We start from the raw sequence: 12,723 nt of genomic DNA on the forward strand, positions 1-12,723 counted from the left end.
AGATGTCGATAACGAATAATTTTAATGGTAATGAAACACTTCCAATTCGTAAATTTACGGAAGATGCCTATTTAAACTATTCAATGTATGTAATTATGGATCGTGCTCTACCATATATTGGTGATGGTCTAAAACCTGTTCAACGCCGAATAATTTACGCTATGTCAGAATTAGGTCTTTCAGGAATATCAAAATATAAAAAATCGGCTCGCACTGTTGGCGATGTATTGGGGAAATATCACCCTCATGGTGACTCAGCCTGTTATGAGGCAATGGTACTTATGGCTCAAACTTTTTCTTATCGATACCCACTTATAGATGGTCAAGGTAACTGGGGAGCGAAGGATGATCCAAAATCTTTTGCAGCTATGCGTTATACTGAAGCAAGATTATCTAAATTTTCTGAACTTTTGTTAAATGAACTAAACCAAGGAACAGTTGAATGGCAACCAAACTTTGATTCAACTACTAAAGAACCTAAAATGTTACCAGCAAGATTACCTCACATATTACTAAATGGGATAACTGGTATCGCTGTTGGTATGGCTACGGATATCCCTTCTCATAATATACATGAAATTGCAGAAGCAACCATTTGTCTTATTGATAATCCAAGTTCAGAATTATCAGATATTATGAATTATGTTAAAGGTCCTGATTATCCAACAGATGCAGAAATTATTTCACCAAAAGCAGATCTTGAAAAAATTTATCTAACCGGTCGAGGAACTATAAAAGCACGTGCTATTTGGCATAAAGAAAAAAATAATATAGTAATCACTTCTTTACCATATCAAGTATCTGGTTCAAAATTGCTTGAGCAAATTGCAAATCAAATTCGTACTAAAAAATTACTGATAATTAATGAGTTACGTGATGAATCAGATCATGAAAACCCTACTAGAATTGTAATTATTCCTAGAACAAATCGAATTGATTCTGAACAATTAATGAATTATTTATTCATTTCTACAGATCTAGAAAAGAGCTATCGAGTTAACTTAAATATGATTGGACTGGATAATCGTCCTCAAGTGAAAAACTTGATACAAATTTTATCTGAGTGGATCGAATTTCGTCGAATAACAGTCCGTCGCCGTTTTCAATATCGACTAGATAATATTCTAATTCGGTTACATATCTTAGAAGGTTTATTAACTACCTATTGTAATTTAGATAAAGTAATTAAAATAATTCGAACTAAAAATAAACCAACAGTAGCACTAATAGAATGCTTAAGTATGACAAATATCCAAGCTAATGCAATATTAGAAACTAAACTTCGCTGCTTAGCTAAGCTAGAAGAAAAAAAAATCCATGAAGAACAAAAAAGGTTAAAAAAAGAATCTGAAGAACTAAAAGGTTTTTTAAACTCTGAATCTCAATTAAATCTGTTACTTAAAAAAGAAATTAAGGCTGATGCTAAAAAATATAACAATAAACGTCGTTCTCCTATCATTGAACGTAAAGAAGCAAAAGTTACTATTAATAAATATTTACTCCATAATGAACCAATCACTGTGATACTTTCTGAAAAAGGTTGGATTCGTCATGCAAAAGGGCATGACATAAATGCAGAAAGCTTGCAGTATAAACCAGGTGATAGATATTTTTCCCATGTACGTGGAAAAAGTAAAGAACAAACAATTCTCCTAAGTAATGATGGACGTAGCTACTCTCTTGAATCTCACTCATTAGCATCAGCAAAAGGACAAGGTGAACCAATTACAGGACGTTTGAATATTAGTGAAAACAGTAAGATTATCCAAATATTTATGTATAAAGAAAAACAACTTTTGTTAGCCGGATCTGATGCGGGTTATGCTTTTGTATGCAAAAGCTCAGATTTACTATCTAAAAATCGTAACGGTAGAGTTTTAATGACTTTACCTAAAAACTCTAAAATAATGCCATTAAATACGATTAAAAATCTCATTTCTGATGAAATTTTAGCTATTACTAATCACGGTAGAATACTGATTTTCCCTGCTAAAGATCTACCTCAACTTAGCAAAGGGAAAGGCAATAAAGTAATCCATATTCCAAGTTCTCAATTTAAAAAACGCGAAGAATTTCTTTCTCATTTAATTTCATTACCTAAAGATAAATCAATTGATATGTATACAAAAGAAGAAAAATTTAACTTTAGTTCTAAAGAACTAAATAAGTTCCGGGGAGAATGTGGACGTAGAGGTTCGCTTTTAACTGAGAATTTTCAACAAATACAAATACTTCATATCGAAATCTAGGAATCATTTAATAACAGAGCGAAGGCTATTTCATATCTATGATAATTCTAATTTCTAATGATTAACTACAGTTAATATTTAGTTATCAAGTTAATTAATCCCCATTTATAAAGCACATTTTTTTTACAGTTGTAAATTTTAGATACTACTGATATAGCTTTTTTAAATGATAATTCATTAACTAAAATTGTTAATGCACGAGTTACTTCTTCTGGTAATTCATTAATATTTGAATCTTCCATATTATATCCATGAATTAACAATACTATCTCTCCACGTTGCTGATATATATCCTTTTCAACCCATTTCACAAGCTTACCGAGAGGCATGCTTTGAATAGTTTCAAAAATTTTAGTAAGTTCACGAGCTAAAACCACCTGTCTTTCGGGTCCAAAAATATCTAACATGCTTTTTAGTGATTCAATAATTCTATGGGGAGATTCATAAAAAATACAGGTATGCTTAACTTTAACAATTTCCAATAATTTATCTTTACGAGCTTTTTTTTTCTCTGGCAAAAATCCCCCAAAAGTAAATTGATTAGACGGCAAACCGGATGCACTCAATGCCGTAATTACAGCGCATGGACCAGGCAATGGAACGATCTTAATACCAGTGTTATGAGCTTGATTCACTAAATAATATCCAGGATCACTAATCAAAGGCGTTCCAGCGTCAGATACTAATGCAATAGATTGACCTTTTAATAATCTTGCAATTAATACTTGCGATTTTTTCTTTTCATTGTGATCATTAAAAGAAATAGTTCTTGTTTTAATCTTAAAATAAGAAAATAACTTACGGGAATGATAAATATTCTCAGTTGCAATAACATCTACACTCGACAAAATATTGATTGCACGTTGACTAATATCACTTAAGTTACCAATTGGAGTAGGCACAATATAAAGAATTGAATTCTTTGAAAAAATTTATTATCACTTTTTATCATTTTTTTAAAAATGTTTAATAATTTAAAATTATCTCTATACAAGAAGCTTAAAAACTTATTAATTATGAAAAATTACCAAGCAATTTACAAAATATTTTTAATCACATGTATAATACTTATAACCATAGCCTGTTCATCTACTATGCAAGACTTATCTACAGAACCCACCCTAGATATAAAAAAATCAACACAAGAGTATCTGATTCAAGCAAATAAAAGTAAGAAAAATAATGTAAAAAACAATAAGCTGATTATGGCACTAAAATCTTCTATCAACAATCAAGAACTAAATTTAGCAAGAACTCTGCTTAAGTATATAGAAAAACAATCACTATCTGAAATGCAAGAAGCTGAATGGCAACTAGCAAAAGCAAAAATATTAATGATAGAAAAACAGCCAAAAAAAAGCTTATCTGTATTAAATTTTTCTCAAAAGTGGAACTTGCCAAATAAACAATGGAAAAATTATCATAGACTTAGAGCGGAATTATTTACTAAACAAAATGATTATATCTCTGCTAGTAAAGAATTAATAAAACTTACTTATCGCGTAAAAGAAAATCAAAAAACCATCATTTCAAATATGATTTGGCAAAACTTAAATCAATACAATAAACAAGAAATTATAAATCTAAATAAGAAACCTAAAGGGTATATTTTAGATGGTTGGATTCAACTTACTGTATATATGAAAACTCTAGGAGATGATATACCGAAACTTAAAAATTTACTAAAAAAATGGTTAATACAACATATTAATCACCCAGCAGCACTTTATCCCCCAAAAAATATTATTGATATTCTAACACTCGAGATAGTAGAACCTACTAACATAATATTACTACTCCCATTATCGGGACATTTAACTAAACAAGCTCAGCTTATTCGTAATGGTTTTATCATAGCAATGAGGAATGATAATGAGAAAAATCCAAATGCAAGATTAACACTTATTGATACTAACAACATATCTCATCAACAACTCAAATCTGTTTTAATAGAAAAAAATATTGATTTTATAATTGGTCCATTAACAAAAGAAAAAGTTCAACTCTTTAAAGAAATCCAGGCTAAATTAAAGCTAAATATACCAATATTAGCCTTAAATATTCCTGAAAGCTTTTCTGAAAACGAGCATATTTGCTATCTAACCTTATCACCAGAACAAGAAGTTATGCAAGGTGCAAAACATTTATTTGAACAAGGATTTCATCATCCACTAATTCTAGCACCTGAAGGAAATCTAGGTAATCAAGTAGTAAAAGCATTCATTAAAGAATGGAGTCAACATAGCCTTAGTGCAGTGAAGGTTCAATTCTTTGGCAATAAAAACCAATTACAAAAAAATATTAACTCGGCATTTGGATTAGAAAAAAGCAAACAAAACATCGCTCAAATAAAATCGTTAACTAAACTAGAACTTAAAAGCCAACCACGCAGTTATCGTGATATTGATGCAGTCTACATTGTAGCAAATGGCTCTGAACTTACACTGATAAAGCCATTTATTGAAGTTGCAATTAATCCTGATACTCAACCACCAAAAATATTTTCTAACTCCTTAAGCAATAATAGCAGTACGCAATATGAAGACCTAACTGGCATTGAATATAGTGATATTCCATGGCTAATTAACAAAAACATATTATTAAAAAAAATATGGAAAAAATATGGAAAAATTCCAACGCAGAAAAACGCTTGCAAGCATTAGGTATAGATGCATATACACTAATACAACAATTACCAAAAATGAAAATCATATCTGATTATTCTATTCAAGGACAAACTGGTATACTAAGTGTTAATAATCAATGCGTAATACAACGTAAAATGACTTGGGCTAAGCATGGTCTTTGACTCTTAAAAGGTATTAAGATTATAATAATAATGCTTTTTATTTTATTTAAAATATAGAATTACTAGAATTTAAGGATACTCTAATGCTAGAAAGCATTAAAGATAATTTTACAGAAAGCATTCAAATTCAAATTGCCTCAGCTGAAGTATTACCAGAATCTATTGCACAAGCTGCAAAGATAATGATCTCGACATTACTTAATGGAAACAAAATCTTATGTTGTGGTAATGGTGGTTCTTCTACGAACGCTCAACAATTTGTCTCATGTTTATTAAATCGTTTTGAAACTGAACGTCCTAGTTTACCAGCTATAGCTCTTACAGCAGATAATACGATATTGACTGCTGTAGCTAATGACTACCATTACCATGAAATTTTCTCCAAACAAGTACGTGCACTTGGTCAAACAAATGATACCTTACTGGCAATCTCTACTAGTGGTAACAGTAAAAATATTATTAAAGCTATAGAAGCTGCTGTAACTAAAGATATAAGAATTATTGGATTAACAGGAAAAGATGGAGGTGAAATGGCTGGTCTGCTAGGTGAATATGACGTTGAAATTCGTATTCCATCTTATAGAACAATTCGGATTCATGAAGTTCATATGGTAACTTTACATTGTTTATGCAATCTTATTGATCAAGTATTATTTCTAGCTAATAAAAATTAATCATGAAATTATCTCAATATGTAATACTCCTTTTATTACCAATGTTATTATCAAATTGTACTACTCCATTTTTTAATAATACTGAAACTATTAAAATCAATAGCAAAAAACTTAAAACAATTTTAAATGATAAAAATATAGAATTTCAAATTGCAGGATTAAACAATGAATTTCCCTTTAAAGGAAAAGTGAGAATTATAGGAATTTCATATAATTCTACAGTAATTTTAATAGGGCAATCAACCAACAAAAGCTCCCTAAATTCTTTTAAAAATCAAGTCAAGAAAATAGATGGGGTTTCTGTTATCTACGATCAAGTTAGACATAAACCATTACTTTCCATTAGTCAAATTAATTTTGATAATTGGATTACTGTCAGAGTTAAATCAAGCCTATCAAACAACTCTACTTTAAGAAATAGTAAGATCAAGATCTTCACTGAAGATAGAGAAGTCTTCTTATTTGGAGCTGTATCTAAAAAAGAAGCAGAAATAGCAATTCGTATAGCACGGAATACATCAGGAGTAAAAAAGTTATACATGCGTTTAAATTATAAAAACAGCTATTTTATATTTATTTTACAACTCTTAAATGAGATTTTCCTTTCTTTACAAAATTAGATGGATCATTATCATGAGGTTTTTCAATACTACTATCTTTCAAAGAAGAATGTGAAATTTTACCACTAGTAACAGTAATATTATTAGTTTTTTTAAGCAGTTTAAAGTAAGTTTCTTCTGGATGAAACATTGTCCCTATACCATTTTCATGTGCATAAATAGCCTGAATAGCATCCAAAGGAATTACTACAGAATGAAAAAAACCAGAAAAACGAGCATTAAACTTAATCATATCATTTCCAAGCTCTAAATTAACTACTGATTTAGTAGAAATATTAAAAGTAATTTGACCATTCTTAATAAATTGTTCAGGGACAGAAACCCCAGAAACATTTGCATTAACAACAAGATAGGGTGTTAACCTATTATCAACTAACCAATCATAGAATGCTCTAAGAATATACGGACGAAAAGGTATCATTTTAAAATTTAAAATATTCATATTGTAAGGACCATTCAGGAATTAAATTAAGCGAATCTCACGCTCAACTTCTGTTAATGAAGCTAGAAATGAATCACGTTCAAATACACGATTCATGTAAACTTTTATGTCATTTGAACCTACACCGAGTAACTCAATACCTAACTGTGGAAGACGCCATAATAAGGGAGCTAAATAACAATCAATCAAACTAAATTCTTCACCCATGAAATACTGATATTCAGAAAATATAGGAGCAAGAGCTAGTAATTCAGTACGGAGCTTATTACGAGCATCATCAGATTTTTTAGAACTATTATTCAATAACACTTTTCTAAATAAAGAATACCAATTACGCTCGATACGATAAATAATTAAGCGAGTACTGCCACGAGCTACAGGATAAACAGGCATTAAAGGAGGATGAGGGAACCGTTCATCTAAATACTCCATAATAATTTTAGAATCATAAAGTGCTAATTCACGGTCAACAAGAGTAGGTACTGTTTTATAAGGATTCAATGAAACTAACTCAGGAGGAAGGGTATTTTCCTCATTATCATTAACTAATTCAACCTCAACGCTCACAGCTTTTTCAGCCAAAACAATACGAACCTGATGGCTATACATATCAGATGGACTTGAAAATAAAGTCATTACAGAACGCTTATTGGCAATTAGAGCCATAGAACCCTCCAAAAAATAGTTAGATTACTTTATTTTTACATCGATAAAATAACCTAGAGTAAAGGCAGAATATTATCACAATAATTAATGAACATCACGCCAATATTCTTTTTTGAGCAATACAACAACAATAGTAAACAGAACTAAAAAAGCCATGACCCACCAACCTATAACACGACGCTCCAATTTAATGGGATCAGATGAATATTCTAAAAAATTAACCAAATCTAACACAGCTTGATCATATTCTTCTTCGTTCAATTCACCCGTACCATCAGACTGGACTCCGACTATTACCTCAACTTTTTTTCCATCCACAATCATAGTTTTATAAATAGGCTTTGTAATACCTTGTAACTCTTCTAAAACATGAGGCATACTCACATTTGGAAAAACAACATTATTAACACCAAACTGACGAGAAGGATCAGAATAAAAAGAACGTAAGTAAGTATACAACCAATCTATACCACGAACACGAGCAACAAGAGTAAGATCCGGAGGTGAAATTCCAAACCATTTAGCTGATAAATCTTCTGGAATTGCATTTTTAATTAAATCACCCAGCTTTGCTTCAGAATTAAATATTAGATGTTCTTCCATCAATTCAAAAGGAATTCCAATATCATTAGCAACTCGTTCATAACGTTGATATTGAGTAGAATGGCAACCAAAACAATAATTCATAAAAATCTTAGCACCATTTTGTAATGAAGCTTGATTGGATAGATCATTGCTTGCTTTATCTAAAGATATACCATCAGATTCAGATAAAAGTGGTAATGTAATAAATACTAGCAAAAATAACAGCATCCACTTATTCATTTAAAAATTAACCTATTTGGCAATGGCTTAGTTTTTTCATTTTTGCTATAAATGAATAAAAGTACAAAGAACATAAAATAACCCAAACTAAAAATTCGAGCTAGTAATGTATAGGTTGGGGTTGCTGGTAAAGATCCTAAGATACCAAGAGCAATAAAACTAAAAGAAAATTGAGCAATATTAAGTAAATGTAATTTACTACGATAACGAAAAGAACGTACACTACAACGATCTAACCAAGGTAATATAAACAAAGCCACTATTGACATTCCCATTGATAAAACGCCTAACAATTTATCAGGTATTGCACGAAGGATTGCATAAAAAGGGGTAAAGTACCATACTGGAGCAATATGTTCTGGTGTCTTTAATGGATTCATAGCCTCAAAATTAGAATGTTCAAGAAAATAGCCACTCATTTCAGGATTAAAAAATAAGACATAACAAAAAAAGAACAGAAAAATAGCTATTCCTATTAGATCCTTAACTGTTCCATATGGATGAAAAGGAACGGAGTCAATAATATCATATTTCTTTGTATAAGTATCATGGAATTTAAATGGAGCAGTATAGTTATTACCTAAACTACCCTTTTTCAATTTGGTATCAATTCCATCAGGATTATTTGAGCCAACTTCATGTAATGCTAGAATATGCAATACAACAAGCAATAGCAAAACAATTGGTAAAGCTATAACGTGCAAGGCAAAGAAACGATTCAATGTGGCACCAGAAACAACATAATCACCACGAATCCATAGCGATAAATCATCACCAATAATTGGAATAGCACTGAATAAGGAAATTATTACTTGTGCTCCCCAGTAAGACATTTGTCCCCAAGGTAATAAGTATCCCATAAATGCTTCAGCCATCAGCACTACAAAAATCAACATACCAAATAGCCATACTACTTCACGTGGATTTTTATAAGAACCATAAATTAAGCTACGAAACATGTGCAGATAAATTACAATAAAAAATGATGAAGCACCTGTCGAGTGCATATAGCGCAACAACCAACCATACTCTACATCACGCATAATATACTCGATAGAAGCAAAAGCTTCTTCATTAGAAGGTATGTAATTCATAGTTAACCATATTCCAGTAACAAGCTGGTTAACTAACACAATCATAGCTAGAACACCAAAAAAATACCAAAAATTAAATGTTTTTGGCATTGGATATTCTGACATATGCTTCTTATAAGCATCCATCATTGGTAGACGTTTTTCAATCCAATCAAATAGTGCTGCTATCATTATAATTTCCTACTTCTCATCAATACCTATAACAACTTGCGTATCGCTTAAATACATATGTTTAGGAACAATTAAGTTTGATGGAGCCGGTACTCCTTGAAATACTCTTCCAGCGATATCAAACTTTGAACCATGACATGGACAAAAAAACCCAGATTCTACTCCTTGCACTTGTTCAGAGAATTTTTTTGACAGATAGGAAGGAGAACAACCTAAATGAGTACAAATCCCAACAGCTATAAAATATTCAGGCTTAATTGAACGATAAGTATTTTGAGCATATACAGGTTGTTGATCTGCTTTCGAATTCGGATCACGAAGTTGATTATTAAGTTTTAATAAATTATCAAGACTTGATTGTGTACGACGAACCACCCAAACTGGCTTTCCGCGCCATTTCACACGAATCATTTCTCCTTCCTGAAGTTTACTTATATCAATTTCAACAGGGGCTCCAGCAGCCTTAGCTTTCTTACTTGGATTCCAAGATTTAATGAAAGGAATTGCAATTGAGAGAAGAGCAAAACTACCAAAAACTGCTGTTATTGAAATCAGAAACTGCCTACGACTTTTATTTGAAGGGGAATCGCTCATCTTAAACATTCTCCTAGCTGCTAAAAATAATCTAATTTTTACGTTTAATCAAAGTATGACAACAAAAAACATGAAACTGATATCTATTTAATAAAAGATAATAAATAAAAGTCTACTTTTTGACAAGAATAAAGAAAAACTGTTTTCAATAGAAAAAAGCAGATTTTTATTTAAAAATATCAAGATAAAAGCAAAAAGCCTAGGACAAAGCTAGGCTTAAAACAATAAAAATCCATACTGATTAGATTATAAAACTAAATTCAGCAACGCTAAATAGTTACTTTGAACTAGACAAGATTAACGCTTAGAAAACTGTGGACGACGACGAGCTTTCCGAAAACCAACTTTCTTACGTTCAACACAACGAGCATCTCGAGTAACATAACCTGCTGAACGCAAAACAGGCCTCAAAGACGCATCATATTCCATTAAAGCACGAGCAATGGCATGACGGATAGCACCTGCTTGACCAGAAATTCCACCACCTTTAACAGTAATATATAAATCTAGTTTTCCAATCAATTCAACTAACTCTAAAGCTTGTTTTACAACCATAGAAGAAGTTGGACGACCAAAGTAAATATCCAGCCTCCGTTTATTAACTAAAATATCGCCAGTGCCGGGTTTAATAAAAACACGAGCAGAAGAAGTCTTACGACGACCAGTGCCATAGTATTGATTATATGATGCCATCTTTTACAATTCCAAATTTAAATTTCTAGTACTATTGGTTGTTGGGCAGTATGATTATGTTCAGCACCAACAAATACCTTCATCTTACGATACATTGCACGCCCAAGAGGACCATGTGGTAACATACCCCTAACAGCTAATTCCAACACCATATTAGGTTTCATATTAATTAATTCTGAAAAAGTAATGGATCTTAAACCACCTGGAAATCCAGAATGACGATGATAAATTTTACCTTTAGCTTTATCACCAGTAACATTAATCTTTCCTGAATTAATAACAATGATATAATCACCAGAATCAACGTGAGGAGTATACTCAACCTTATGTTTACCACGAAGAACAGAGGCGATTCTACTTGCTATACGGCCAAGAGTTTTTTCTTTAGCGTCCACAAGATACCAAACACGCTTTATGTTCTCAGGCTTAACAACGAAAGTTTTCATACCAACTAAATTACCTATTAAAATTTATAACTTGAGAAATGAATTTGACAACAATTCGTAACATTTTTGATTAAAACAGAACTACCTCAATACCTTAAGCATATATGAATGAAATAATAATCCCAAACTATCTAGACTATAAAATTTTTTTCAAACATTATAATTAACCTAAAATATACAAGCCTGGAGTATAGAAGAAAACAGAAAGAAAAAACAGCTATTTTTTCAAAAATGCTATACATAAATTAGAAAAACCAAACTTATTTGTAAAACAAATGTTTTCTGGATGAATAACGTTTGCTTTGCATCTCATTTAATCTGGAACAACAACGCTCAAACTCGAATTTAAGTTGACCCTCAGAATAAAGTAGCTCTAAAGGGACTTCAGCAGAAATAACTAATTTGACACAGCATTCATAACATTGATCGACTAAAGCAATAAACCTACGAGCTACGTCGTCAAGAGTATGATTCATTTGTTTTACATTAGCAAGTAATACTGTATGGTAGTTCATTGATATTTTAATATAATCATTTTGATTTCGATTACTTTGGCATAATTGCTCAAATGTTGCATACAATAGCCCTCCTGTTTCTCCAATAATTTTTATATAGTGATTATTAATTTTTATTTTATTTTTTGGCGTTGTCTTGGCTATTTTAAGGTGTTTTTTATAGCATATAATCAGTTTTTTATTATTACTTTTAGTTAATGGATAATAGTATCTCTCTGCTTGCTTCGACATTAATAATCGATAATCGATATTATTACGAATATTTATTATAATGCAATTTTTTTCAATTAGATGAATCGCCGAAAGAAACTGCTCTCGATTGAATCCATTTCGATATAAATGATTTGGTTGAATGTTTGAAGTAATAACTAAAATAATACCACGATCAAATAGCGCTTTTAACAAGACTGATAGAATCATTGCATCAGAGATATCTGAAACGACAAACTCATCTAAACAAATTACTTCTATTTCTAATTTCCACTTATCTGCTAATAACTCTAATGGATTTAAACCATTTAATGTTTTTAGTTCTTCATGAACTCGATTCATAAAACTATGAAAATGCAACCGGATTTTCTTTTTTATGGGCAAAATCTCATAAAAAGAATTCATTAAATATGTTTTGCCTCGACCAACTCCTCCCCATAAATAAACACCTTTTGGTTTATTCTTTTTAATTTTCTTTCTACATAGTTTTTTAAAAAAACTTAAAAATTGAATAGAAGTTTCTATTCTAAAATACTCAATAACATCTAAGGATAAATTATCTAATATATCAATTATGTTTTCTTGAAAAGAATCTTTTTTAAAGCCTAATTTTAAAAAATCATTTTGATATTTTTCTTTAAGCATCATACAAGCTAAGTACCCTTTATCTTTCACTAGGCAAAGCCAAAGTATTCTCTTTATTAAATTTTAAAAG

General features: G+C 30.8%; 12 protein-coding genes and 1 pseudogene. 4 read left to right on the forward strand and 9 right to left on the reverse strand.

Annotated elements, in window-relative coordinates; genetic code table 11:
- The first annotated feature begins 2 nt into the window (after nucleotides 1–2).
- Nucleotides 3–2,249, forward strand: a complete 2,247-nt coding sequence (gene parC / locus O1U_RS01060) for a DNA topoisomerase IV subunit A (protein ID WP_016503562.1) — start codon at nucleotides 3–5, stop codon at nucleotides 2,247–2,249.
- 71 nt (nucleotides 2,250–2,320) lie between these two features.
- Here parC and rsmI read toward each other — a convergent pair whose 3' ends face one another.
- Nucleotides 2,321–3,181, reverse strand: coding sequence for a 16S rRNA (cytidine(1402)-2'-O)-methyltransferase (gene rsmI / locus O1U_RS01065; RefSeq protein WP_040356495.1), 861 nt, complete (start codon nucleotides 3,179–3,181; stop codon nucleotides 2,321–2,323).
- Nucleotides 3,182–3,265: 84 nt separating this feature from the next.
- Between rsmI and O1U_RS01070 the strand changes: the two are divergent.
- The 3 genes and pseudogenes from O1U_RS01070 (at nucleotide 3,266) to O1U_RS01080 (ending at nucleotide 6,352) form a co-directional block, all read left to right on the forward strand.
- Nucleotides 3,266–5,058 (forward strand): annotated as a pseudogene (locus tag O1U_RS01070) (penicillin-binding protein activator).
- Between the two features lie 83 nt (nucleotides 5,059–5,141).
- Nucleotides 5,142–5,732 carry a phosphoheptose isomerase gene (locus tag O1U_RS01075; protein ID WP_016503566.1) on the forward strand — a complete coding sequence of 197 codons (591 nt, stop codon included), beginning with the start codon at nucleotides 5,142–5,144 and terminating at the stop codon, nucleotides 5,730–5,732.
- Nucleotides 5,733–5,734: 2 nt separating this feature from the next.
- Nucleotides 5,735–6,352: a BON domain-containing protein gene (locus O1U_RS01080; RefSeq protein WP_016503567.1), complete on the forward strand. Its 618-nt coding sequence runs from the start codon at nucleotides 5,735–5,737 to the stop codon at nucleotides 6,350–6,352.
- Here O1U_RS01080 and O1U_RS01085 read toward each other — a convergent pair.
- The 8 genes from O1U_RS01085 to zapE form a co-directional block, all read right to left on the reverse strand.
- Complete coding sequence (locus O1U_RS01085; RefSeq protein ID WP_034411317.1) at nucleotides 6,306–6,794, reverse strand: ClpXP protease specificity-enhancing factor; 489 nt, start codon at nucleotides 6,792–6,794, stop codon at nucleotides 6,306–6,308. The genes O1U_RS01080 and O1U_RS01085 overlap by 47 nt on opposite strands.
- Nucleotides 6,795–6,815: 21 nt before the next feature.
- Nucleotides 6,816–7,460, reverse strand: coding sequence for a stringent starvation protein SspA (gene sspA, locus O1U_RS01090; protein ID WP_016503569.1), 645 nt, complete (start codon nucleotides 7,458–7,460; stop codon nucleotides 6,816–6,818).
- Between the two features lie 84 nt (nucleotides 7,461–7,544).
- Nucleotides 7,545–8,285, reverse strand: coding sequence for a cytochrome c1 (locus tag O1U_RS01095; RefSeq protein ID WP_034411315.1), 741 nt, complete (start codon nucleotides 8,283–8,285; stop codon nucleotides 7,545–7,547).
- The gene (locus O1U_RS01100; protein ID WP_034411481.1) at nucleotides 8,282–9,547 is read right to left on the reverse strand and encodes a cytochrome b; all 1,266 of its coding nucleotides are present in this window, start codon (nucleotides 9,545–9,547) and stop codon (nucleotides 8,282–8,284) included. Before O1U_RS01100 ends, O1U_RS01095 begins: the two co-directional genes overlap by 4 nt.
- 12 nt (nucleotides 9,548–9,559) lie before the next feature.
- Nucleotides 9,560–10,144 carry a ubiquinol-cytochrome c reductase iron-sulfur subunit gene (gene petA / locus O1U_RS01105; RefSeq protein WP_016503572.1) on the reverse strand — a complete coding sequence of 195 codons (585 nt, stop codon included), beginning with the start codon at nucleotides 10,142–10,144 and terminating at the stop codon, nucleotides 9,560–9,562.
- A 297-nt stretch (nucleotides 10,145–10,441) separates the two neighbouring features.
- Complete coding sequence (gene rpsI / locus O1U_RS01110) at nucleotides 10,442–10,837, reverse strand: 30S ribosomal protein S9 (RefSeq protein WP_016503573.1); 396 nt, start codon at nucleotides 10,835–10,837, stop codon at nucleotides 10,442–10,444.
- Between the two features lie 17 nt (nucleotides 10,838–10,854).
- On the reverse strand, nucleotides 10,855–11,283 hold the full coding sequence (gene rplM, locus O1U_RS01115) for a 50S ribosomal protein L13 (RefSeq protein WP_016503574.1): 429 nt from the start codon (nucleotides 11,281–11,283) through the stop codon (nucleotides 10,855–10,857).
- A gap of 260 nt (nucleotides 11,284–11,543) precedes the next feature.
- The gene (gene zapE / locus O1U_RS01120; protein WP_016503575.1) at nucleotides 11,544–12,656 is read right to left on the reverse strand and encodes a cell division protein ZapE; all 1,113 of its coding nucleotides are present in this window, start codon (nucleotides 12,654–12,656) and stop codon (nucleotides 11,544–11,546) included.
- Nucleotides 12,657–12,723 lie beyond the last annotated feature (67 nt).

The organism is Candidatus Photodesmus katoptron Akat1 (assembly GCF_000478685.1).
GTDB lineage: Bacteria > Pseudomonadota > Gammaproteobacteria > Enterobacterales > Vibrionaceae > Vibrio > Vibrio anomalopis.